Genomic DNA, 24,707 nt, shown 5'->3' with positions numbered 1-24,707 from the left:
AGATAGCCTATTTGGACATTTAAAATTTGATAGCTAAGAAGTTAATTTACACTAAATTTGGTATACTCCCAAAAAATTTGAAATCTATAATAAAGGGAAGACAAGCTCTTATTCTTTTTGATGGCGCTTCTCAAAATATAATAAAAGGAGAAGTTCAAAAAATAACTCCTATTCTCGCTGAAGGTTTTTCTACATCAAATACTCTCGTTAATATAGTTGACGATAATCGTTGGATTAGAGATCCCGGAAAAATTAGAGTTACTATAAAAATTGAAAGATCTGACTTAATCAAAAATCTATCTAGTGGCTCTAAAGCTTCAGTAGTACTACTTCCTGAAAATAATAGTTTGTTTTATTCTATTTTGGCAAATTTGTGGATTAATATTATAAGGGTGTTTAATTATGTTTACTGATTACACTAAAGATATTTTAAGAAGTCTTTTAGCTATTGTTCTTGGAATAACCATTAGTAAATATACATCATATAGTTTTAGTTTTGAAATTCCTATAATAGCATTAAGTACAGTTACAACTATGAAAGTATTTAATTTTAAAAATTTTATTAAACAAAATTGTTGGCTTGTTATTGCTACCGCATTTGGTCTTCTTGCCTCGGAAATATTTAAAGAAAAATTTATACTTTTTTTTATTTTCACTTTTAGTATATTTTTTAGCTGTTTTTATTATATATATTTAAATCCAAAGATATCTTCTAATATTATCTTAGGATATTCTTTCACAACAATATATTCAACATATAATAATTTAAATATTGAAACTATGGTCTACGACGTTTTTATTGTTACTACTTTAGGAGGAATTTTAGGGTTTTTTATCCTACTTTTTCTTCCTAATTCAAAAGAAGAAAAAATAAAAGCAATTGATTTAGATAAAAAAACTCCTAATATAAATTTATATCTTGTAGTTTTAATTAGTATTTTAGTTTCAATAACGTGGTTTCTTTATATATTATTTGATATCAAAGATGCTTTCTTTGCTTTTGCCACTCTTGCTATTATGTATGGAAATTTAGATTTGAAGAAAATCCAAGCAATGACACCGTTAATAATAAAAACACATATTTTAGGTTGCTTTATTGCCATCCTATATTCTTTTTTAGTTATTGGTCTAAGTAAATCTATCTTCTTTTTTACTCTTTCTCTTTCATTGATATTCTTTCCAATGTTATACTTAAAGTATTATGGAGAAACAAACATACATAAAACTATAGGTAATGGACTTATTGCAGCTACTATTCTACCAGTTTGTTTATATCTGAATCCAAAAAGTGATATTGCTGGTAAGGCTGGAACTCGAGCATTACAAATTACTTTTGTACTACTTGCTTCTTCAATCTTAATCAAATTTCTAATAAGTTTAGGAGGAAATAAATATGAAAAATAATTTAGCTGCCTTAATTTCAAAATTAAATAGATATCAAAAAAAATATCTAAATCATCATTTAAAAGATACAGATTTAGAAGCTTCTCAAGCTATTATTCTTTTGAAAATAAAAGAGAATTCTGAAATAACGCCAAAAGAGATTTTCGAAATGGGAATAGTTGAAAAACCATCCGTTAGTAAAATTTTAAAGAAATTAGAAGACATGAATTTCATTGAAAAAAATTCTTCAAATAAAGATGGTCGAAGTTATTCTGTTTCTCTTACAGAAGATGGTCTTAAAATGTGTTCCTTTATAGATTCTATTATAAATGAATTAAATATAGTATATGAAAAAATAGCATCGAAGTTTTTAAGTGAGGACCTCATGAAAATCTTAAATGAAGTTTATAATGAAAAATAATAAGAATTATCTTAAATGTTTCAGGCTGTAGACAAGTTACTATCTACAGCTTTTTTTATTTGGATGCAATATTTTATATTCTATTTTTATATTCTATTTTTATATTCTATTCCCCATAATTCCATATGCTTGATAATTCCCCTCAAGCTATTTCCTACTTCACTCAAATTATACTCTACTCTTAGTGGTACTTCAGGATATACTTTTCGATTTATAAGACCATCTTTTTCTAGAGATTTAAGATTCTCCGTTAAAACCTTTTGGCTAATACCCGGAATGTCTCTTCTCAACTCATTAAATCTAAAAGTTTTATGAAGTAAATTTTTTATAATCAACAGTTTCCATTTATTTCCAATGAGTTGGATTGTTGTTGCTACTGGGCACTCTGGTAACTCTTCTTTTGTTAACACGATAATCCCCCCTAAAATTTTTATTTTATTTGAGTATAACAAATATTTTAGAACTCTGTCAACAGTTACAAAAAGGTTACTAGCTAACAAAAAGGTGCCTAATTTACAATTAAGATATATCCGCTATAATATAAATATATTTTTTAAGGAGAGTGAGATTATGAATGAAATTATTAAATGTATATTAGAAAGAAGATCTATTAGAAAGTTCAGTTCCAAAGAGATTAATAAAAAGGATTTAGACTTAATTTTAAAAGCTGGAGAATACGCTCCTTCTGCAGAATCTGAATATAGATGAGAGTTTTTCTCCCGTTTGCCATATAGCTCTAGGCTATCCAGATACAGAGATTCCAAAAGCAAAACCTCGTAAAGATGGAAGAATTATTTTTATGAAATAATAATAAAAATCCCTCTAATAAGTTATTAGAAGGATTTTTTTTTATCTATAATCTTGACAAATAATTAACTCACAATTTATTTCATTTGTATTTAAAGGTACTGTCGCTCCTATCGTTGGCATTGATGTTCCAAAATATGCAAATGCACTACTCGATTTGATTCTTCCATAAGCCATTCCCATTTCACTTGTAGAGTTTCCTCTATTAACTCCCGCTATAAAATAGATATGTCTATCAAACTCTTTTTTTACAGGCATAAGAGCATAATACTCTCCATCAATCTTTCTTATCTCAGGAATATACTTTATTAATAAATTTTCTAAAAGAATATTTGTTGCAGCATCTACAACACTTAGTGAGCACTCTTTCATACTTCCTTCTTTATAATTCATAACCCTAATTAAAACATAGCCCACATATTTTTTAGGTGAGACAACAACATCTTTACATCCCCAAAATATATTTGGCCCTCCTGCACTCCAACTACTCACACCTCTATTTGAAGTTCTATAAAAATCATATCTAGCTTTAAAAATTAAATCTTTTTCATCTATATTAATTTCAACTGTTGGAGTATCTTCTACAACTGCTCCTGTTCCAATATTATTTTTATGAACTAAATTTTTTTCCCAATTTCCACTTGGTTTTGTATAGAAGAAACAGTTTGAAAGCATATTTTGATTCTGTGAATCACTGTTTATACTCCAAGTTCCACCTTCACTGGCATTTATAATAACACCCTTTGTTGAACCTTTGAAAACTATATCTCCATCAAAAAATTGACAACCAGTTAGCATATAACCTACCTCTACATTCTCAAATCTAATAGAGTCATCTATATTATGGTTAAATTGACAACCAGTGAAAGAAGCGTGTGAATTATTCGGATAAGTAACACCATCCGTTGTTCCTCCAACTACTTTAGCACCATTTTGATTTCTATTAAACTGTGAATTAGAAACCATATTGTTTCCACCACCAGTAAAGTATCCGATATAGTTTTCAGCTGAGATACAACCATTTAATTGACAGTACTCACCTCTCACATCATTTTTTATTCCAATATAGTTTCTAAATGCTTTAAAATTATTTAAAATTGGAACTTTATAATATTGTGCTGATGAACTATATCCTGTATTTTTTATTTTTATTCCAGAATCGTTGCAACCACTAGCAGAACATCTGTTTAAAGTTACAGATAAACACCCATCTAAATACCAACCAATTTGATTTCCTTTAGCTGTCGGTCTAATAACCTCATTTTTTCCAGAAACATGAATATTTTCTATTAAACAACTTACTCCACTTAAAATTCTAATAACTTTATCCTCTAGATTACTCATAAAAACTGTATTTATCTCACCTCTTAAATGAGTTCCATTTGGAATATTCAAGTAATCTATCAAATAGGTTCCGCTAGGAACTCTAATCTCTTCTCCTATATGTGTATCTATTATATTTTGAATTATCAAAGTTTGATTTAAACTTCCATCTTTTATAACATTATCAAAATAGCTAACAACTCTTTTATTTTCACTATTTTCCCATATATTTTCTACCATTATCCCTCCAAAATCAGTCAATTTTTTAACTAATTTAAGTATAACATATTTTAAATATTTTTAAACTATTTCGAATAAAAAAAACGATTTATCTCTTTAATAAATTTAAAGAAATAAATCGCTAAATTTTATACTTTTAAATCTCCTCACCGCATCTTTTTAAAAGTGCTTCCCATTTTCTGTCTACATCTTTTTGAATCTCTTCTAAAAGATGTTCATTTCCTGGTTTGAAAAGATGTGCAAATCTTCCTTGAATTTTTAAAAACTCTGTTATCGGTAACTTATTTTTTGGCTTGTAAGAAAGTTTCCACTCGCCATTTATAACTTCAAACAGTGGCCAATAACAAGTTTCAACAGCCAATTTACAAACTTCCATCAATTTCTCAGGAGGATATCTCCACCCTCTTGGGCACGGTGCAAGAACGTTCATAAAAGCTGCTCCCTCTGTATAAATAGCTCTTTCCGCTTTCTCTTGTATATCTTTAAAATTTCCTATAAATGTTGTCTGACCAACATATGGAATGTTATGTGCTGCCATTATATCTGTTAAATCTTTTCTTCCTTGTGGTTTTCCATCACTTTCTCTTCCTAAAGGAGATGTTGTTGTATCTGCAAATTTAGGTGTAGCTGACGATCTTTGAATTCCTGTGTTCATATAAGCTCCGTTGTCATAACACACATAAACCATATCATGACCTCTTTCCATAGCACCTGAAAGTGATTGGAATCCAATATCGTAAGTTCCTCCATCTCCACCAAAAGTTATAAATTTATAAGTATCGTTTAATTTTCCTCTTCTTTTTAAAGCTTTGTATGCTGCTTCCACACCACTTGTTGTTGCAGCAGCATTTTCAAAAGCTGAATGTATAAACGAATCTTTCCAAGCCGTATATGGATATAAAAATGTTGAAACCTCTAAACATCCTGTTGCATTTGAAATAACAGCTTCATCTTCAACTTTTAAAGCTCTAAGCATAGCTCTTGCTGCAACTCCTGCTCCACATCCAGCACAAAGTCTATGTCCTCCAGTCAATCTTTCTGGTTTATTCATTTGTTCTTTAAAATTATATGCCATGTGAACTACCCCCTTACTCCTAAGTGTCTGTAAACTCTTCTTACTTCAAAGTCATTTGTGTCAGATAAAATTTGCTCTGAGTGAGATAAAATCTCTACTCCATTTTCTAAAAGTTCCTTTGAGTGTGCTTCATGAAGAAGTTCATTGAAAACTGTTTTTATAGAATCAACAGTTACATCTCTTCCACCTAGTCCATAAACGTAGTTGAAAATCTCTGGTCTATCATGTGAATCGTAAAGAGCCGATCTCACCTCTGCAAAAAGTGGTCCTCCTGCAGCTGAGAATCCTTCACATTTATCCATTACTCCTATAACTTTTTTTCCACTTAAAGCATGTTTTAATTCATCAAATGGAAACGGTCTAAATACTCTTATCTTTATAAGACCAACTTTTTTTCCTTCAGCTCTTAATTCATCAATCGCAGCTTTAGCTGTTCCAGCCGTTGAGTTTAAAACTATAATAGCCACATCTGCATCATTCATTTTATACTCTTCAAAGAATGAATATTTTCTTCCAGTCAACTCCTCATACTCTTTTGCTACATCTTTTATAACTTTTTTTGCATTTATCATTGCATGAGCTTGTTGAACTTTATGCTCCATATAATAAGCTGCCGTATCGTATGGCCCATGAGCTATTTTTCTAGCTGAGTTCAAAAGGTAATCCTCTGGTTCATACTCTCCAACAAACTTTTTAACTTTTTCATCCTCTAAAATCTCTATACACTCCACAGCATGGCTTGTTATAAATCCATCTTGGCAGACCATAGCAGGAAGTTGAACACTTGGATGCTCTGCTATTCTTACAGCTTGAATGTAGTTATCGTACGCTTCTTGATTTGTTTCACTATATATTTGAATCCATCCAGTATCTCTAGCACCCATTGAGTCACTATGATCTGCATTTATATTTATTGGTCCTGTTAAAGCTCTATTTATAAGAGCCATAGTTATTGGTAATCTCATTGATGACGCAACATATAGCATCTCCCACATTAATGCAAGACCACATGATGATGTTGCTGTAACTGTTCTAGCTCCCGCTGCCTGTGATCCAATACAAGCTGACATAGCACTATGCTCTGATTCTACTGGTATAAACTCTGTGTTCACAACTCCATCAGCTACATATTTCGAGAAATATTGAGGTATCTCTGTCGATGGTGTTATTGGAAATGCTGGCATTACATCTGGGTTTATCTGTCTCATAGCTGTTGCTACGGCTTCGTTTCCTGACATTCTTTCTCTTATACTCATTTACTCCACTCCTTTTTACGCCTTTGTGAACTCTATCGCTTTAAATGGGCATACTGCATAACATACTCCGCAGCCTTTGCAATGGTCTTGGTCAAAATCAACTCTTTTTCCATCTTTCATCGGAATAGATGAATCGGGACACACTGGAACACAAAGAAGACATTGTTTACAATTTTCCTCTATAAACTCAACCTTCATTGTTCGCCAATCTCCAGTTTTAAAATTTTCCGCACTTCCAGATTCATAAACTACTCCTCCAGGAGTTATATCCTTCCAAGAGATAGTTTCATCTATAATTACACCATTTTTATTTTTCATTATCCTTCCACCTCATCCATCGAACGTTTCAATGCACACATATTTCCATCTAAAACTCCAGGCTTACTAGCAAACTTATGTTTAAATGACTCCTCCATATTCTGTATGAATTCATCTTCTGCAATAAGTCCACTAACCTTTACCACAGCTCCTAGCATCGGCGTATTTGGGAAGTTTTTTCCTAGACACTCTTCAGATATCTTTCTAGCATTACAAACAAAAACTTTTCCTGAATATCCTCTAAGTTCAGCTCTAATTTCATCAACAGTTCTTTCACTGTTTACTATTATTGCTCCCCCATCTTTCAATCCTTTTTCTACAGGAATAGATTTTATTAAAGTTTCATCTACTACAACTACAAAATTTGGTTCATAAATATTTGAATGAACTCTGATTGGTTCATCTCCTATACGATTATAAGCTGTTATTGGTGCTCCCATTCTTTCTGGTCCATACTCTGGGAATCCCTGAACATACATTCCACTACTAAATGCTACATCGGCTAAAAGAAGTGAAGCGGTTTTTGCTCCTTGTCCACCTCTTCCATGCCATCTGATCTCTACCATTTTGCTCATACCCTACCACCTTTTTTATTATCTTTTAGTCGTTTAGTTTTCTTGAAAACTATACTAATTCTAAACCTTTTCTTAAATCCTCTATAATATCCTCAACATTCTCAAGTCCAACAGATATTCTAACGAGACCATCTGTAATTCCAGCTGTTAATCTCTCCTCTCTTGTATATGGTGAGTGCGTCATTGAAGCTGGATGTTGAATTAATGTTTCTGTATCTCCCAATGAAACTGCTAACGAACAAAGTTCTAAGTTATTTAATAAAGTTTTTCCAGCTTCAATTCCACCTTCTAATTCAAATGCAAAAATTCCACCAAAATCTTTCATCTGTTTAACAGCAATATCGTGACCTGGGTGTGTGTGTAGTCCAGGGTAGAATACTGTTGTCACTTTTGGATGAGTATTTAAAAATTCTGCAACTTTTTTCGCGTTAGAACAGTGTCTTTCCATTCTAATCTCTAATGTTTTCATTCCTCTAATTATATAATAAGCATCCATTGGACTTAAAACTGCTCCAGTCATATCCTTAACTCCAACAAGTCTAATTTGTGTTACTAAATCTTTTGAACCTACCACAAATCCTGCTATTACATCTCCGTGACCATTTAAATATTTTGTTGCTGAATGAACAACAATATCAGCACCTAAAGTCAAAGGCTTTTGACAATAAGGAGTAGCAAAAGTATTATCTACAACTACAAGTGTATTATCATTTCTATGAGCAATCTCAGCAACTTTTTCTATATCTACTATTTTTAAATTTGGGTTTGCTGGTGTTTCTAAATAAACCACTCTTGTGTTACTTCTCATAGCTTTCTCTACAGCTTTAAGGTCTGATGTATCAATAAACTCAACTTCAATTCCAAACTTTGTAAGCCCATGGCTCATAAGTGCAAAAGTACACCCATAAAGCGTTTTATCAGAAATAACATGATCTCCAGCTTTTAAAACTGTCCACATAGTTGAAGCGATAGCTCCCATTCCTGAAGCTGTAGCTAATGCTGCTTCTCCCTCTTCTAAAAGAGCTAATTTTTCTTCAACAACTGTCACAGTCGGATTTCCTAGTCTAGAATATATGTATCCATCCTCTTCCAATGCGAATCTTCTTCCACCTTGTTCAGCTGAATCGAATATAAAAGTTGATGTTTGATAAATTGGTGTTGCTAAAGTTCCAAATGGATTTTTTGTACTTCCTCCATGAATAGATGTAGTTCCAAAACCACTTTTAATATTTTTATTCATAACTACCGCCTCCATATCAATCTTATGCCAACATTATACACCTTTATATATTTTTAACAAACATTTAGACCAAAAACTGTTCTATAACACTTTTTTTAGAATGTTTATTGCAATAAAAAAAAGCAAGAATCAGTTTGCTTGCTTTTCATTTTCTCTATTTTTTTCTCTATTTTACTTCGATATGCTTTATAATTTTAGCTGGATTTCCACCAATAACTACATTGTCCCCAAAACTTTTAGTTACAACAGATCCTGCTGCTACAACAACATTATCTCCCAAAGTTACTCCAGGTGCTATAACTGATCTACCACCTATCCAAACATTATGACCAATTTTTACTGGCTTTCCATACTCTTTCCCTGAGTTTCTTTCTGTTGGATCAACTGGATGAGTTGCTGAATATATATGTACCCCCGGAGCTAGCATTGCATTATCTCCTATTATAATTGGACAGATATCCAATAGTAAGCAATCATAATTTGCATAGAAATTCTCTCCAATTTCTATATTGTAACCATATTCCAATCTAAAATTAGATTCGATATGTAAATTTTCTCCTGTTTTTCCTAAAAAATTCTTCATTAAATTTTTTCTAATTTCATAGCTTGTATCATCTGTTGAATTATATTTTTGACAAAATCTTTTAGCATCATCTTTATCTTTTAAAAGTTGTGCATCTGTTGGATTATACATCTCTCCAGCTATCATTTTTTCTTTTTCAGTTTTCATAAGCTTCCCCCTTTAGTTTCAAATGTCTGTATGATACAATTAATTTCATATTTTTGCAACGCTTTTTCTTTCTAAAAACTCAAAACCTATGCTTTGAAGTTTTTCAATCTCTAGATTTCCAATTAACTTTACGATACTTTCTGCTGCGAGCTTTCCTGTCATTTCATTAAAAAATCTTACTGTTGTAAGTGAAGGAATAATTATATCTGAAACTTTATAACCTCCAAATCCAACTACAGAAACTTCTTCTGGAATTTTTACTCCCAAAGTATTCAACGCTTTAATTGTACCAAAAGCCATATTATCTGTTGCACATATTATACATGTAACTTTGTTATCTTTCAAATATTCAAAAACTAAAGCTTCAGTTTTGTCAAAACTAAAATCACTTTCAATTATCTGCACATCACAATCATATTTTTTTAGCTCATTTATAACAGCTCTTTTTCTAATACTTCCAACCAGGATATCTTTTTCATTTACTCCTACATACAAAATATCTTTATGTCCTGATTTTGCTACATAACTCCCAACTGTTTTTCCTGCACCAATTTCATCATTTGCTATCGAATATGCTTCGTCACAAATCTGTCCAACAAACAGTACTGGAATTTTACTTTTTTTTACAAATATCTTATGTTCATCTCTGACTTCTGTAGCAACCAATATTATTCCCTCAACTTTTAATCTTGAAAGATTCTCTAAGTTTGCTAACTCTAACGAGATATCATGATTTGTATTTATTATTAAAGGTATATACCCTAACTCTCTAAGTCTATTATCTAACTGCATCAAAATTGTTGAGGTAATTGTTGAATCTAAACATGGGACAATAACTCCTATAAATCTATTGTTTTTAGCTTTTATTCCTCTAGCAAAAACATTCGGTTCATAATTGTTTTCCGATATGACTCTCTCTATCTTTTCTTTTACAGTTTCACTGACGTATCCATCATTTAAAAATCTAGAGACAGTACTTTTTCCCACGCCTGAAAGTTCTGCTATTTCTTTAATCGTTAATTTTTTCTTCATAATATTTTCACATCTCTCTAAATTTTTTTATAAAACTATTAATTTAAATTATAACCTATTGATTTTAACTTTTCAATTTTTATCAAAAAAAATATATTTTACAAAGATATATTCGTTCATAAAACAAACCTTAAGACTTTTTTTAGTTTAAAATATCTGTTTTACAAAAATTAAAAATTGACTTTTTGTAAAAAATATAATATATTAAATCATATGTGGGACCGTTCCCATATTGAAAAATAATTTTATATTTTGGAGGTTTCAAAATGGATTATAAAAAAACTGCTGAATTTATTCTTGAGAATATTGGAACAGAAAATAACCTTTCAACTGTTGGACACTGTGCAACTAGATTAAGAGTTGTTGTTAAAGATCAAGCTCTTGTTAGTTTAGACAACTTAAAGAAAAATTCTGATATCAAAGGAGCTTTTTTCTCTAATGGACAACTACAAATTATACTGGGTCAAGGAGCTGTTAATAAGGTTTGTGCTATTATTTTAGGTGAAGCTAAAATAGAAGAATCTTCTTTAGAAGATGTAAAAAAAGATCAAATGAAAAATCTTAACGTTTTCCAAAGATTTGCTAGAACACTTTCAAATATATTTGTACCTATTATCCCAGCTATTGTAGCTAGCGGTTTACTAATGGGTGTTTTAGGGATGGGGAAAACTTTCGGGTGGTTTGCTGGTGATTCGTCGCTATTTGAACTACTTGATATGTTCTCAAATACAGCCTTTGTATTCCTTCCTATTATCTTAGCTTTCTCTGCTGCAAAAGAGTTTGGAGCAAATCCATATCTTGCTGCTGCCCTTGGAGGAATTTTAATACATCCAGCTCTACAAAATGCTTGGACTGTTGGAAATGGAATATCTGGATACTTCAATCTATTTGGAATGAATTTTGCTAAAATTGGATATCAGGGAACTGTTTTACCTATACTGATTGCTGTGTGGGTTATGAGTTTAATCGAAAAAAATCTAAGAAAAATCGTACCTAATATGCTAGATATTATTGTAACTCCATTTTTAACAATACTTATAACTGGATTTATAAGCATAACTATTATTGGACCTTTAGGAAGAGTTATCGGAGATGGGATATCTTTCGGTCTACAATATATATACACAACTTTAGGAGTTTTTGCCGGAATAATTTTAGGTGGAAGCTACTCATCTATCGTTATCACTGGAATGCATCACAGCTTCCATGCTATAGAAGCTAATCTTTTAGCTAATCCAAACGTTGGAAAAAATTTCCTACTACCTCTTTGGTCTATGGCAAATGTTGCTCAAGGTGGAGCTGCAATGGCTGTATTCTTTAAAACTAAAAGTACAAATATGAAATCTATCGCTCTTCCAGCTGCACTTTCATGTCTTTTAGGAATTACAGAAGCTGCACTATTTGGTGTTAACTTAAGACTTGGAAAGCCATTTATTGGAGCTATTATTGGTGGAGCTTTAGGAGGAGCATATATAACTTTAACTAAGGTATCTATGAACGCTGTTGGTGTTACTGGAATTCCTGGAATCTCTATTGTTCAACCCGAATCTATGATAAACTATATAATTGCTTTGCTTATAAGCTTTATAGGAGCTGGAGCTGCAACTATCATCCTTGGATTTAAAGATGAGGTGTAATATGTGGAGAAGTAGATTTCATATCGCACCACCGTACGGATTACTAAATGATCCGAACGGTCTTATCTATTGGAAAGGTGAATATCATCTATTTTATCAGTGGAATCCAAACGCTTGTGAACACGGAGCAAAACATTGGGCACATTTAAGAAGTAAGGATTTAATAAACTGGGAAACTCTCCCTGTTGCTTTGAGTCCAACTGACTCATTTGATAAAGATGGATGCTATTCTGGAAGCGCTATAGAAAAAGATGGAGAGATTCATCTTTTCTATACTGGAAATGTAAAAAATAATGGAGTTAGAGAGAGCTATCAATGCTTAGCAACCTCTAAAGATGGAGTACATTTCGAAAAAAAAGGTCCCGTTATACATGATAAAGATATTCCAAAAGGATATACTCGTCACTTCAGAGATCCAAAAGTTTTTATTGAAAACAAAATTTATAAAATGGTTATAGGTGCTCAAAGAGTTGATTTGACTGGTACAGTTGTAGTATTTTCATCAGCAGATTTAATAAATTGGACTTTTGAGAAAGAGGTTATAAATGCAGATTTTGGATTTATGTGTGAATGTCCAGATTTTATAACTGATAAAGAAAGCTCAGCTTTACTTTTCTCTCCTCAAGGAATAGATGCAGACGGAGATTTGTACAACAACAGATATCAATCAGGTTATATTATAAGAAAGTTAGATGAAGTAAATAAAAATGATTTTATAGAATTAGATCGTGGTTTTGAATTTTATGCTCCTCAAACTTTTATTGATGAATATAATAAAAATGTTTTAATAGGATGGATGGGAATGCCTGAAGAGTTAGATCATCCTACAATTGAAAAAGAAAATTGGATACACTCTTTAACATTACCAAGAACTTTGGAGATAAAAAATAATAAAATTTTCCAAACTCCGCATCCTAATTTAAAAAAATTAAGAAAAGAAAAAATTCAACTTGAAGAAATTAAAGTTAAAAATAGTTTTGATCTTTCTAATTTAGGAATAAGTGGAGATACTTATGAATTAATTATTGATTTAAAAAATCTAGATACAGATTTCAAAATAGATTTAAGAAAAAATGAAAACGAAAAAACTACTTTCTCCTATGATTTCAAAAATAAAAAAGCTACCTTAGATAGAAATCATTCTGGAACAGGATACACAGGAAACAGAAGCTGTACTTTGCAAAATTTAGAAAAAATTCATATTTTTATGGATAAATCATCTGTTGAAATATTTTTAAATGATGGTGAAGAAGTATTTACTGCAAATATTTATCCAAATAAAAGTAGTTTAGGTATTGAAATTATGACCAAAATGGTGTTTACTATACCTATGATAAAGTTTTTTAGAATTTAATGGAGGGTATAATGAAATTAGGAGCTATTGAAGCTGGAGGAACAAAATTCGTTTGCGGAATTGCAACTGAAAATGGGGAGATATTAGAAAGAGTAAGCTTTGCTACTGAAACACCAGAAATTACTTTACAAAAAGTTTACGACTTTTTTAAAGATAAAGGAGTTGAAGCTATTGGTGTTGGATCATTTGGTCCAATCGATCCAAATCCAGAGTCTGAAACTTATGGATACATTACAAAAACACCAAAAAAATATTGGAGCGATTTTAATTTAATTGGAGAGTTACAAAAAAATCTAAATGTGCCTATGGCATTCGATACTGATGTAAATGGAGCTGCACTTGGAGAAGCAACTTGGGGCGCTGCAAAAGGTTTAAAAAATTGCTTGTATTTAACTATTGGAACTGGAATCGGTGGAGGTCTTCTTACTTCTGGAAAACTAGTTCACGGTATGCTACATCCTGAGATGGGGCATATATTTGTTAGAAGACATTCTGAGGATACATATGCTGGTAAATGTCCATTCCACCATGACTGTCTTGAAGGTTTAGCTGCAGGTCCAGCTATTGAAGAAAGATGGGGAGTTAAAGCTTATGAATTACCTGTTGATCATAAAGCATGGGAAATTGAAGCTTATTATATTGCACAAGCACTTATGAGCTATATTTTAATTGCTTCGCCGGAAAAAATAATTCTTGGTGGAGGAGTTATGAAACAGATGCAATTGTTCCCTTTAATTAGAAAAAATGTTAAAGAGTTGTTAAATAACTATGTTCAAACTAAAGAGATTTTAGAAGATATAGATAATTATATTGTCCCTCCTGGTCTTGGAGACAATGCTGGATTATTAGGTTCTATCGCTTTGGCTTTAAATATCTAATCAAAATATAAATAACAAGAGCTATCGAAATGATAGCTCTTTTTTATTTATCCTAATGTATATAAAATAACATACTTTTTACATTATTTTAATTTTGTATTAACCTTTTACTTATATAATAGATATAATTAAAAATTTATATACAGGGAGATATTAAATGAATATTAAAACAACTTTATTTCTAATTGGAGCTTGTGCATCAATGGCTTATGCTTCAGATTTTGAGTACCTAGGAACTAAACAACCTTATCACTTTGAAAAATCAGTAGTTACTCCTATACCTGAAGGATATAAACCACTTTTCATCAATCACCTAGGAAGACATGGATCTAGACATCTTTCTTCACCTAAATATGATATATCTGTTTTTGAACTGCTTTCAATAGCTGAAAAAGATGGAGGAATCACTCCTGAAGGTCTTAAATTAAAAGAAAATGTTGCCAAAATTATGGAGATTGAAAAAGGAAACTATGGACTTCTAACTGAGGTTGGAGCAGAAGAGCAAAGAGGAATTGCAAAAAGATTCTACGAAAATAATCAAGATATCTTTGGTAGAGAAATCATAGCTAGTTCTACGCATGTAGAAAGAGCTCAACAAAGTAGAGATGCTTTTATGGGAGAATTAGCAAAATATACTCCTGCAACTAACTTTAAAATTTCTACAAATGGAGAAAAAGATGAAATATTAAGATTCTATGACCTTTCTCCTGAATATGAGGAGTTTGCTGATAATGGAAAATGGAAAAAAGAAGTTAAAGAATATGCAAAAAGTAAAGACTTTAACAATGAAGTTTTAAACAAACTATTCTCAAAAGAGTTTATCGCAAGACTTGAAAAAGGGGAATTCAATCTAAAAGACGCTAAAGGAAAATCTGTTTTAAAAACTCCTACAGATGCTGTTAGAAATATTTATGACCTTTATATTATTCAATCTAATATCGGAGTAGATTTAGGAATAGGTAAATTATTCTCTCAAGACCAACTGAAATGGTATGAAGAGGTAGATAACTTATACGACTTCTACGAAAAAGGACCTGGAAAAAACGGAGAAGATATTGCTACTACAATTGCGTTACCTTTATTAAAAGACTTCATTGTTACAAGTGATAATGCTCTTGCTAACAAAAATATAACTGCAAACTTAAGATTTGCACATGCTGAAACAATGATTCCATTCATAACACTTTTAGAAATTAATGGAATGGCTGTTAAACAAGATAAAGTTGAAGATGTTTACAAAACTTGGTTAGGTAGAGATGTATCTGGAATGTCAACAAATGTTCAGTGGCTATTCTATACAAATGATAAAAACGAAGTTATCGTAAAAATGCTTCACAATGAAAAAGAGGCTAGTTTACCTATCAATAGCTCTATGAAACCTTATTATAAATGGAATGACGTTAAAAGTTTCTACGAAGCAAAATTAAAATAATCTATAATCTGGAGGGAATTAAATTGAAAAGATTTGAAAAAGTATTAACACTTGGTTTATTAGGAACATCTTTATTTATATCTGGTTGTGGAAAAAAAGACAGTGGAGAACAAAAATTAGTTATAGCTTTCGGAATTGATGAGGATCTTGAAATGAAAGTTAAAGCTAAAGATCAATTTTTGAAAGATCTAGAAGCTAGTGTTGGAATGAAAGTAGAATGGTTCGAACCATCATCTGATATGGCATTAAGGGAATCTTTAAGAGCTAAAAAAAATAGAACTGACATTGCATACACTGGTGCTATGCCTTACTTCATAACATCTCAAAGAACTAAGATTGAACCACTTATCTCTTTTGCTAAAGATGGAAACAAAGAATACTGGGGAAAATTCTCATATTTCATCACAAGACCCGATACAAATATAAATGGATTTACAAAAGAGGATTTAATTAATCCAACTAGACCATACACTTTTGCTTATACAAAACAATCATCTGGTTCAACATACCTTTGGCCAGTAAATGACCTTATTACAAGTAAAATTATAAAAGATACAAATGATTTCAATACTAAGTTTAAACCTTATGAAACAGGATCAACGACTAATACTGTTAGAGCTTTACTTGATAAAGATGCTGATATCGGAGTTATATCATCTAACTCATACATAAAAAATAGAAAGTTCTTTACACCAGATAATCATAAGATTATTTATAAAAGTTCTGTTATTCCTGATAACTTATGGTTAGTACAACAAGACTTACCAAAAGAGTTAAAACAAAAGTTAGAAAACTTCTTCTTAAATTACAATGATCCTAATTTTATGCAAAACTTCTATGGTAAAAAAGATGGCGAACAACATATAAAAGTAGAAACTAAAGATTTTGATATTATTGGGCAAGTTATGAAAAATCTTAATTTAACAGAAATCAGTACAGATTAATTTTATAAAACAATAAATAATTTAATTAGTGAAAGGGAGAAAAATGGAAAATATAGTTTCAATAAAGAATGGTAACAAGACGTATGATAATAAATTTTTAGCTTTATCTGATATAAATTTAGATATAAAAAAAGGTGAATTTGTAGCTATTATAGGTTCGTCTGGAGCTGGTAAATCAACTCTATTAAGATCTATAAACGCGATGAATCCTCTTTCTAGTGGAGCAATTATTTTTAACGGAAAAGACATATCTAAAATATCTGGTGGAAATTTAAGAAAAGTAAGAAGAGAGATGGGAATGATCTTTCAACATTACAACTTAATTGAAAGACTTTCAGTTGTTCAAAATGTTCTTCATGGAAGACTTGGATATATGTCTAACCTAAAAGGATTCTTTGAACTTTATTCTGAAGAAGATAAAGAAAAAGCTTTGAACATATTAAAAAGATTAGGTCTTGAGGATCATTGCTATAAGAAAGCATCTGAATTAAGTGGAGGACAAAAGCAAAGAGTTGGTATATCTAGAGCTCTAGCACAAAATCCTAAATTAATATTAGCAGATGAACCTATCGCAAGTTTAGATCCTAAATCATCTGAAGTTGTTATGGAAACTTTAAAAAATATCTGTGTTGAAGATAATCTTACATGTATTGTTAACCTTCACCAAGTTGAATTTGCTAAACAATATGCTACTAGAATAATAGGAATGAATAAGGGACAAATTATTTTTGATGATATTCCAGAAAATCTTACAGAAGAAAAGATAGGTGAGATTTATGGACAAAACATTTAATAGAACTCTTATTAAACCTTTTAATATTTTTACTAAACCGTTTACAAATTTACCAAATAAAGAACTTCTTAAATCTATTATCAAGTTCTTTAGTGCTAAAACTGATTTGTTAGTACTTGGTGGAATATCTCTTGTGTATCTTCTAATTGCACAAAGAATGGAATTTTCTTTTCCAGTATTTTTACAACAACTACCTGAAGCTGTATTTTTCATAACTGAAGAGATGCTCCCTGTAAATTGGCAAAGTTATACTGATTATTTGACTCCGCTGCTAGATACATTTTGTGTTGCTGTTGTATCTTTAGTCTTTTCATCTATTATATCTTTTTTACTTGGATTTTTATGTTCAGAAAAAACAATGCATATAAAATGGATTAGAACTGTAGTTAAAGGTTTTATGACCGTAATCAGAAATGTACCCAATATCATTTGGGCTCTTATGTTAGTTCCTGCTTTTGGAGTTGGAATTACAACTGGAGTTATTGCTCTGACTGTTGGAAATATCGGAAGTATGACTAGATTCTATTACGAGACTATTGATGAAGTTGATTTAGAGCTTTTAACATCTCTGAAGGCAACTGGAATGTCATATATTCAAGTTATTAGATTCGGTGCTATTCCTCAAGCTCTTCCAGGATTTATCTCTTGGACAATCTACTCTTTGGAAAACAATATTAGATCATCATCTATAATTGGATTAGTTGGAGCTGGTGGAGTTGGAATGTACATCAGTAATAATTTAAGCTTAATGAAATACAAAACAGCCGCTATGGGAATCATCTTAATTGTTGTTTGTGTTATTATTACTGAGATAATTTCTAATATTTTAAGAAAGAGGATAATTTAAATGAATAAAAACTACTTTGGAAAAATTAAAATTAAAGATCATAAGAATGATAGATTTTTAAATAGAATAATGTTAAGTATCATGATTTTATTTGTATTTTCATTCTTTAAATTAAATTTAGATTTTTATAGATTCTCTAGAGGAATGACAAGACTTGGAAGTATTTTAGCTGAATTTGGAAGACCTGATTTAACTGTTTTCAAGTTTGTTTTAATAGCTGTTTGGGAATCGTTTGAAATCGCATTTATCGCTACTCTAGTTGGAATGATCTTTTCACTTCCACTTGCTTTCTTAGCTGCAGCAAATACAACTCCTTGGAAACCATTAGCAGTAGGAATAAAAGCTTACTTATCATTCATAAGAGCTGTTCCATCTCTAATTTGGGCAGTTATATTTGTTTCTTCAATCGGACTTGGACCTTTCTCTGGAATTTTAGGTTTATCCGTTCACACTGTTTCTTATTTAACAAAGGCCTATTTACAGTCTATCGAGGATTTAGGAGAAGAAAGTATTCTAGCTATAAGATCTACTGGAGCTTCTTGGTTTAATATTATGAAAGCTGCAGTAGTTCCTAATATAAAAAGAGTTGTAACTGGATGGACAGCTTTAAGATTTGAATCTAATATGGCTCAATCGTCTGTAATCGGAGTTGTTGGAGCTGGTGGAATCGGATATATCGTTTCTAAATTTATTAAGGCATATGACTTTAACGCTGCTGGAACAGCTCTTATAACATTAATAACAATATCGGTGTTCGTTGAAGTTTCTGGAGCACTTTTAAAAAATTATACAGAAAGAGGTTAATAAAACATGAAAACTATATTTTTAGGAACTGGATCTGCTAGTGGAATTCCTGATCCATTTTGTTCTTGTGACTATTGTAAAAAAATTAGAGAGTTAGGAGGAAAAAATCTGAGAAAAAGATCATCGTTTTTATTAGATGATAAAATTTTGCTAGATTTCTCACCTGATATTAGAACTCAAATTATCGAAAATAAAATAGATTTTAACAAGATCAAAGGAATCGTTTTATCTCATACTCATAACGATCACTTAGATATCCAAGAGTTAATAAAAATAAAAGATTCTGTTCATGTCTTTATTAATGAAATCTCTTATGAATGGCTTAATTCCGAAATAAAAAAAGGTATTAAACCTAAGCATCAAGCAAAATTAATTGAAAGAACACAACACTTAAATATCACTCCTATGAAAAATTTTATACCCTTCGAATTTGAAGGATTTGAGTTTACTCCAATAGAAGCTAGACATACGGGGCTTAACGCGGGAGAGCTAGGTATGAACTTTATAATTAAAGATAAGTACAATTCTACAAGACTGCATGCCTCAGATACTGGCGTTTATTCTGAAAAAACATTTAATTTTATAAAAAATTATAGATTTGATAGCATTGTCATAGAGTGTACTTTCTTAGATTGTAACAAAAATAATGTTGATCATTTAGATTTAAAAACCTTAAAAGAAGTTTTAACAAAACTTGAAGAGTTTAAATCTATCAACTCTAAAACTCCTATAATTGTAACGCATTTTGGACATGATCCTATGAAAACCCATAAAGAGATTGAAGAGTTAGTTAAAAAACTACCTTTTAATATCTCTGTCGCCTACGATTCTATGGAGTATGTGAGCCCAATATACAATGAAAATGATGATGCACTATGATTTTAAATGGTATATTCACAGAAAAAGAGTGTGAAGTTTTAACATTTAACCTTAATTTAAGAAATCTTAAAAAAAATATAATTTTATTTTTAAAAAATTGTCCGGATGAACACTTCCCTGTGACTTTAAAAGATCCTAATGGTCAAATTAGAATTTTAACAACATTTAAAGCTAAAGAAAAAATTTTCTATAGTGGTAAAAACTTTGAAGATAGTTCTAATTGTGCTATTCCTGGAGAACTTACAGATGGAATATGGAAGCTTGAAATAACTAAACCTTATATGTTTAAAGGGATGTTTGTACTAGAAATTCTAAAGGATGTTGATATGAATAAATCTTCAGCTTTTATGGATATATCTAGATTTAATTATGAGAATCAATTTTCGAAAGAAAAAAAATGGTATAAAGGAGAGCTTCATGCTCATACGAAATTCTCTGATGGATTACTCGAGCTAAAAACTCTACCAAAAGGTATTGAAGATTTAAATTTAGATTTTATATTTTTAACTGACCACAATGTTATTTCTACTAAAACCCCATTAAGTATTTCACCAATCATTCCATCAACTGAACTTACTTTAATGGAAAATGGACATTTCAATTTCTTAGGATTAAAAACTCTGCCTGATTATCCTGCTTTCTTAAAGGGAAAAAAAGTTGGACCTGAACTTTTAAAAACTATATTTGAATGGGTTAAAAAGCAAAATGCTCTTGTAGTTATGAATCATCCTTTAAATGCTACTATGGGAGTTAATTACAACATCGATCTAACTAGTTTTGACTTAATTGAAGTTTTAAACTCTCCTTATAATAATCAAAAAACTCAGTTTAATATTGATGCTTTAAAAGCTTTTGATGGTCTGTTAATGAGTGGGTATAAAATATTTGCTGTTGGTGGAAGTGATTCTCATACTGATTTCGTTGACAAAAATTCAAGCTTCTTAGGAAAACCATTAAACTATGTACATATGAATGGATTTACTGTGAACAATCTACTTCAAAGTTTAAAAGTTGGAAAAAATTATATATCTACTATTGGTGAATTGAATCTTTGCTTACATGAAATATCTACTCAGAATAATAAAAAAGAGATTTTCTTTGGCGAAACTTTAAATAGCAATCTTATCGAATGTAATCTTTCTGCCAAAGAAAATATTACTTGGAAAATAATTATCAATGGTCAAATTCACTCTGAAATTGAAGGAGACAAAATTAATCTCGAGATTAATCTTCCTCAAAACAGTTATTTTAGAATAGAAGGGTATAAAGATAATAGTATAGCTATAATTACAAATCCGATATTCTTTGGAAATATTGCGAAAACTAATAAAGAATGGCTAGATATCAGAAAATAAATCTTTTAACAAAAATTTGTCTTTTTATTGAAGAATAAGGTATACTAAAGATAAAGAGGTGAAAAGTTATGAAAAAGAATCTCATTATAATTTTTACTTGTTATTTTTCAATTTTACTGGGGGAAGGAAGTGATAAAACCATGTTAAAAGATTGTCCTAATAAACCTAACTGTGTTTCTAGTGAATCTAAAGACTCAAAACATTATATTGAGCCTATATCTATAAATAATAAAAATGAAGACATCAAAGAAAATCTTATCAAAGTAATTCAAAAATTTGAGGGAAAAATTTTAGAAAATAACCAAAATTTTTTAAAAGTAGCTTTTTATAGCAAATTTTTCGGATTTGAAGACATCGCTGATTTTGAGATTGAACCGGATAAAAATATAATAAATATAAGGTCCGCTGCTCAAACTGGTTGGTATGACTTTGGAGTGAATAGAAAAAGATTGGAAAAAATAAGAGAAGCCTTAAAATAAAGATCTAATAAAATAGAGGGATACTATAAGGATCCCTCTATTTTTTAATTCTATTTTTTTCCATAAAGCATGATTTCTGATTTATTACTTGGCAGTTGAGTTGCTCTAACCTCTTTAAAACCGAATGTTTTAAATGTATCAATATGTTTTAGAACTTCTTTTACAGAGATTTTATCTCCTATTTTTAAAGTATAAAATACCGTGTGAATTCCTGGCCTTATAGACATAAATCTTTTAAGTTGGCTTAAAATAAGTGATGGTAAAACATTTACATCTGAAACTAAAAGATGACAAGGTCTTGGAACATCGTTATCCTGAACTTTTTGCATAGGTTCTTTTATATGTTTAAAGTTTGGATTCTTTAAAAGATCCTCATCCATAAGGGCATTATCTACACCGTATACCTTAAAGCCTCTCTCGAGCATTGCATAGCTTGCTCCACCAGGAGCTGAACCTAGTTCAAGAACACTCTCCTCACCTCTGTACTCATAATTAGTCCAAATAAGAGCTTCAGCTATTTTTAAGTAAGCTCTTGAAGGTGCAGCCTCAGGAAGTATAAGATTTGGGTTAGCTCCAATAACTCTCCACGAATCTGCATAAACCTTTCTCATTCCTAACCAGAACTCTCCATCTTTAACCTCAATAACATCTAAAATCGTATCTCCTAAATTAGCTGTTTCTCCAGATTTTTCGTCTGATATAAGAGAGAATCTATGAGTCACATCTGCTTTATACTTTGAAATCTCCTCTTCTAAATTTTCAGGGTTCGTTCTACCTAAAGAGATTCCATACGCTCTAGCAAAAACTAAATTAAGTTTACTATCTATATTTAATTTTCCACTGTTATCTTTAAATGTTATATATCCTGGTCTAGAGTATGCAAAACTCAGTTCAGGATATTTTAAAGCAACCTCCTCTTTTAAAGATTTTTCACTTCCAATATTAACTATTGTATAAATAAACATCTATCACTCCTAAAAAATTATATTCTTCTAAGTTTATAATATATCATTTTATTCAAATATTCTCAAGAAGGAAAAGAAAAAACTTGACTATTCACCTAGTTCAGATGATATATTTAAACTATAATGTTATCAAAAAAATTACTAAAATTTTTGCTTTACACATATTTTACACAAAAGTCAAATATGATGTAAAATATTTATAGATAGCAAATAAATTTACTGGAGAGTAGTTATGAACATATTTAAAAACTTTAAAAAACTAGATAAAAATCTAAAAATTGATATAGAAATCGATGAAGAATTTGAGATCCTTTCATCAACTGAGACATATGAATTTATAAAAGAATGTCTAGAAAAAAATGGAAAGGTTTTAATAACAGAATCTTCTGAAAGCTGTTTAATTGAATTTGAAAATTTAGGACTTTGCTCTTTAACACGTAATGAATCTATAAGAGAGTATCTAGAAAATATTGGAATATTTGCTTTAGAGTATGATAAAAAAATATTCCAAAAGCTTTTAAAAGTTCTAGAAAAAAGTAGAAAAAGTTTATATTGAAAAAATATGAAAAAAAATTTTTATTTTTTCTTGACAACTGAATAAAAATAGAATAGTATAACTCTTAACAAAAATAAAAAAGGAGGAAAAATTATGAATACTAACAAAAAAACATTAGCTGCTCTTATTCTGATAATAATAATAATATGCTCTGTGGTTTGAAGTTAGTAGGATTATTTCCTCTTAAAATTCAAGCCTTGTTTTAGTTTTTAACAATCAAGGCTTGAGCGGATTAGAAAAATTTTAAGCTTAAGCCCTTGGTTTAAGCTTTTTTTATTTTAATAATCTGTCGGGAGTTGATAAAAATGAAATATGTTAATAAATTGAGTGATTTTTTAAGTAAATATTTTATCTTATTAGTTGTTGGAGTCTCGGTATTTTCACTTTTAAAGCCAGAACCTTTTGTTCAGATGAGTAAAGTTAGACTAATGGGACAATCTCTTATTAATATCGGATTAGGAATCACAATGTTTGTAATGGGGCTTACATTAAATTTAAAAGATGTAAGGTTAGTTATAACTGAGTATAAAGATGTTTTTGTTGGATGTTTAGCTCAATATACAGTGATGCCTCTAGTCGCATTTGTTTTAGCAAAAGCTTTTAATCTTCCTCCTGCATTTGCAATAGGACTGGTTTTATTAGGAGCTTGCCCTGGTGGAACTGTGAGTAATGTGATGACATATATTGCTAAAGGAGATGTAGCTTTATCTGTAGCTATGACAACTGTTTCAACTTTTATTTCACCTTTATTAACTCCACTATTAACAATGTACTTAGCTGGAGAATGGTTAAATATAGAATATAAAACTATGTTTTTCAGTATTCTTCAAATCGTTTTATTACCATCTATGTTAGGAATCTTGGTTAGATTTTTTGTGAAAGATCGACTAGAAAGATTTACAAAAGTTTTTGTAATTTTTCCAATTATGATTGTGATTTTAATTAATGGAATGTGTGTTGCACCAAATAAACAGAATTTCTTGAGCTCTAGTTTTATTTTGATTGTAGCTGTATGCCTACATAACTGGATTGGCTATTTTGTGGGATACATAATTGCTAAGGTTGTTCAGATGAGAGTTGAAAAAAGAAAAACTATTTCAATTGAAGTTGGTTTACAAAATGCTTCATTAGCGATTGGATTATCAGCTCAATTTAACAATCCATTAACTGCCTTACCTTCTGCTATTGCAGTAGTTGTACATCTTATTTCTGGTTCATTATTGGCAAATATATTCTCTAAAGATTTAAAACTAAAAAAGGGTGTTTATATAAAAAATACACAATACGAATAGGGGGAGATTTTTATGTTGTAACTACTCAGCTAGTAACTAATAAAGTTTAATAGGAAAGATACTTTTTTCAAATTAATGAAGAAAGTATCTTT

27 protein-coding genes are annotated in these 24,707 nt (G+C 30.4%); 17 read left to right on the top strand and 10 right to left on the bottom strand.

The window, feature by feature from the left end; genetic code table 11:
- The first annotated feature begins 77 nt into the window (after positions 1-77).
- Genes L992_RS11505 through L992_RS11495 form a run of 3 tightly spaced genes read left to right on the top strand, consistent with a single transcriptional unit; the run spans position 78 to position 1,804 of the window.
- Positions 78-413: a hypothetical protein gene (locus tag L992_RS11505; RefSeq protein WP_156110695.1), complete on the top strand. Its 336-nt coding sequence runs from the start codon at positions 78-80 to the stop codon at positions 411-413.
- On the top strand, positions 403-1,404 hold the full coding sequence (locus L992_RS11500; RefSeq protein WP_047384337.1) for a hypothetical protein: 1,002 nt from the start codon (positions 403-405) through the stop codon (positions 1,402-1,404). Before L992_RS11505 ends, L992_RS11500 begins: the two co-directional genes overlap by 11 nt.
- On the top strand, positions 1,394-1,804 hold the full coding sequence (locus L992_RS11495; protein ID WP_047384339.1) for a MarR family winged helix-turn-helix transcriptional regulator: 411 nt from the start codon (positions 1,394-1,396) through the stop codon (positions 1,802-1,804). The genes L992_RS11500 and L992_RS11495 overlap by 11 nt, the downstream gene beginning before the upstream one ends.
- Before the next feature lie 86 nt (positions 1,805-1,890).
- Here the strand turns inward: L992_RS11495 and L992_RS11490 are convergent, their stop codons facing one another.
- A complete protein-coding gene (locus L992_RS11490) occupies positions 1,891-2,214 on the bottom strand; it encodes a helix-turn-helix domain-containing protein (RefSeq protein WP_047384340.1) in 324 nt (107 codons plus the stop codon).
- A 160-nt stretch (positions 2,215-2,374) separates the two neighbouring features.
- Here L992_RS11490 and L992_RS13680 point away from each other — a divergent pair, with 160 nt between their 5' ends.
- The gene (locus L992_RS13680; RefSeq protein WP_197053428.1) at positions 2,375-2,512 is read left to right on the top strand and encodes a nitroreductase family protein; all 138 of its coding nucleotides are present in this window, start codon (positions 2,375-2,377) and stop codon (positions 2,510-2,512) included.
- A gap of 141 nt (positions 2,513-2,653) precedes the next feature.
- On the opposite strand, the gene L992_RS11485 is transcribed toward L992_RS13680, so the two are convergent.
- The 8 genes from L992_RS11485 to L992_RS11450 form a co-directional block, all read right to left on the bottom strand.
- Positions 2,654-4,174 carry a hypothetical protein gene (locus L992_RS11485; protein WP_047396376.1) on the bottom strand — a complete coding sequence of 507 codons (1,521 nt, stop codon included), beginning with the start codon at positions 4,172-4,174 and terminating at the stop codon, positions 2,654-2,656.
- Between the two features lie 136 nt (positions 4,175-4,310).
- Complete coding sequence (locus L992_RS11480) at positions 4,311-5,249, bottom strand: thiamine pyrophosphate-dependent enzyme (protein WP_047396374.1); 939 nt, start codon at positions 5,247-5,249, stop codon at positions 4,311-4,313.
- A 5-nt stretch (positions 5,250-5,254) separates the two neighbouring features.
- Entirely contained in the window at positions 5,255-6,505 is a 1,251-nt protein-coding gene (porA, locus tag L992_RS11475) for a pyruvate ferredoxin oxidoreductase (RefSeq protein WP_081982906.1), read from the bottom strand.
- Positions 6,506-6,520: 15 nt separating this feature from the next.
- Positions 6,521-6,823, bottom strand: coding sequence for a 4Fe-4S binding protein (locus L992_RS11470; RefSeq protein WP_047384345.1), 303 nt, complete (start codon positions 6,821-6,823; stop codon positions 6,521-6,523).
- Positions 6,823-7,398, bottom strand: coding sequence for a 2-oxoacid:acceptor oxidoreductase family protein (locus L992_RS11465; protein WP_047384346.1), 576 nt, complete (start codon positions 7,396-7,398; stop codon positions 6,823-6,825). Before L992_RS11465 ends, L992_RS11470 begins: the two co-directional genes overlap by 1 nt.
- Positions 7,399-7,447: 49 nt before the next feature.
- Positions 7,448-8,638: a methionine gamma-lyase gene (gene megL / locus L992_RS11460; protein ID WP_047396371.1), complete on the bottom strand. Its 1,191-nt coding sequence runs from the start codon at positions 8,636-8,638 to the stop codon at positions 7,448-7,450.
- A 166-nt stretch (positions 8,639-8,804) separates the two neighbouring features.
- Complete coding sequence (locus tag L992_RS11455) at positions 8,805-9,368, bottom strand: sugar O-acetyltransferase (protein ID WP_047384349.1); 564 nt, start codon at positions 9,366-9,368, stop codon at positions 8,805-8,807.
- 45 nt (positions 9,369-9,413) lie between these two features.
- Positions 9,414-10,400: a LacI family DNA-binding transcriptional regulator gene (locus L992_RS11450; protein WP_047384350.1), complete on the bottom strand. Its 987-nt coding sequence runs from the start codon at positions 10,398-10,400 to the stop codon at positions 9,414-9,416.
- 266 nt (positions 10,401-10,666) lie between these two features.
- On the opposite strand from L992_RS11450, the gene L992_RS11445 reads away from it, so the two are divergent.
- The 11 genes from L992_RS11445 (at position 10,667) to L992_RS11395 (ending at position 21,802) form a co-directional block, all read left to right on the top strand.
- Complete coding sequence (locus tag L992_RS11445; protein WP_047384351.1) at positions 10,667-12,037, top strand: sucrose-specific PTS transporter subunit IIBC; 1,371 nt, start codon at positions 10,667-10,669, stop codon at positions 12,035-12,037.
- Positions 12,027-13,391: a sucrose-6-phosphate hydrolase gene (locus tag L992_RS11440; RefSeq protein ID WP_081982902.1), complete on the top strand. Its 1,365-nt coding sequence runs from the start codon at positions 12,027-12,029 to the stop codon at positions 13,389-13,391. Before L992_RS11445 ends, L992_RS11440 begins: the two co-directional genes overlap by 11 nt.
- A gap of 11 nt (positions 13,392-13,402) precedes the next feature.
- On the top strand, positions 13,403-14,269 hold the full coding sequence (locus L992_RS11435; RefSeq protein WP_052191832.1) for an ROK family protein: 867 nt from the start codon (positions 13,403-13,405) through the stop codon (positions 14,267-14,269).
- A 157-nt stretch (positions 14,270-14,426) separates the two neighbouring features.
- Complete coding sequence (locus L992_RS11430; protein ID WP_047384353.1) at positions 14,427-15,701, top strand: histidine-type phosphatase; 1,275 nt, start codon at positions 14,427-14,429, stop codon at positions 15,699-15,701.
- Positions 15,702-15,724: 23 nt separating this feature from the next.
- A complete protein-coding gene (locus tag L992_RS11425) occupies positions 15,725-16,645 on the top strand; it encodes a PhnD/SsuA/transferrin family substrate-binding protein (RefSeq protein WP_047384355.1) in 921 nt (306 codons plus the stop codon).
- A 43-nt stretch (positions 16,646-16,688) separates the two neighbouring features.
- Positions 16,689-17,438, top strand: a complete 750-nt coding sequence (gene phnC, locus L992_RS11420; RefSeq protein WP_047396369.1) for a phosphonate ABC transporter ATP-binding protein — start codon at positions 16,689-16,691, stop codon at positions 17,436-17,438.
- Complete coding sequence (gene phnE / locus L992_RS11415) at positions 17,422-18,285, top strand: phosphonate ABC transporter, permease protein PhnE (protein WP_052193987.1); 864 nt, start codon at positions 17,422-17,424, stop codon at positions 18,283-18,285. The genes phnC and phnE overlap by 17 nt, the downstream gene beginning before the upstream one ends.
- A complete protein-coding gene (locus L992_RS11410; protein ID WP_047384358.1) occupies positions 18,286-19,089 on the top strand; it encodes an ABC transporter permease in 804 nt (267 codons plus the stop codon).
- Positions 19,090-19,095: 6 nt separating this feature from the next.
- Positions 19,096-19,968, top strand: coding sequence for an MBL fold metallo-hydrolase (locus L992_RS13210; RefSeq protein WP_052193986.1), 873 nt, complete (start codon positions 19,096-19,098; stop codon positions 19,966-19,968).
- Complete coding sequence (locus L992_RS11400) at positions 19,965-21,323, top strand: CehA/McbA family metallohydrolase (protein ID WP_047396366.1); 1,359 nt, start codon at positions 19,965-19,967, stop codon at positions 21,321-21,323. Before L992_RS13210 ends, L992_RS11400 begins: the two co-directional genes overlap by 4 nt.
- Before the next feature lie 68 nt (positions 21,324-21,391).
- The gene (locus L992_RS11395) at positions 21,392-21,802 is read left to right on the top strand and encodes a DUF1499 domain-containing protein (RefSeq protein WP_052191835.1); all 411 of its coding nucleotides are present in this window, start codon (positions 21,392-21,394) and stop codon (positions 21,800-21,802) included.
- A 50-nt stretch (positions 21,803-21,852) separates the two neighbouring features.
- Here L992_RS11395 and L992_RS11390 read toward each other — a convergent pair whose 3' ends face one another.
- Positions 21,853-22,767 carry an SAM-dependent methyltransferase gene (locus tag L992_RS11390; protein WP_047396365.1) on the bottom strand — a complete coding sequence of 305 codons (915 nt, stop codon included), beginning with the start codon at positions 22,765-22,767 and terminating at the stop codon, positions 21,853-21,855.
- A 232-nt stretch (positions 22,768-22,999) separates the two neighbouring features.
- On the opposite strand from L992_RS11390, the gene L992_RS11385 reads away from it, so the two are divergent.
- Entirely contained in the window at positions 23,000-23,323 is a 324-nt protein-coding gene (locus L992_RS11385; protein ID WP_047384364.1) for a hypothetical protein, read from the top strand.
- Positions 23,324-23,628: 305 nt separating this feature from the next.
- On the top strand, positions 23,629-24,615 hold the full coding sequence (locus L992_RS11380) for a bile acid:sodium symporter family protein (protein ID WP_047384365.1): 987 nt from the start codon (positions 23,629-23,631) through the stop codon (positions 24,613-24,615).
- The last annotated feature ends 92 nt before the right edge of the window (positions 24,616-24,707 follow it).

The organism is Cetobacterium sp. ZOR0034, from assembly GCF_000799075.1.
In the GTDB taxonomy this organism is placed as follows: domain Bacteria; phylum Fusobacteriota; class Fusobacteriia; order Fusobacteriales; family Fusobacteriaceae; genus Cetobacterium_A.
Note: the sequence above shows the minus strand (reverse complement) of the source record. Positions and strands in the feature narration are given on the sequence as shown.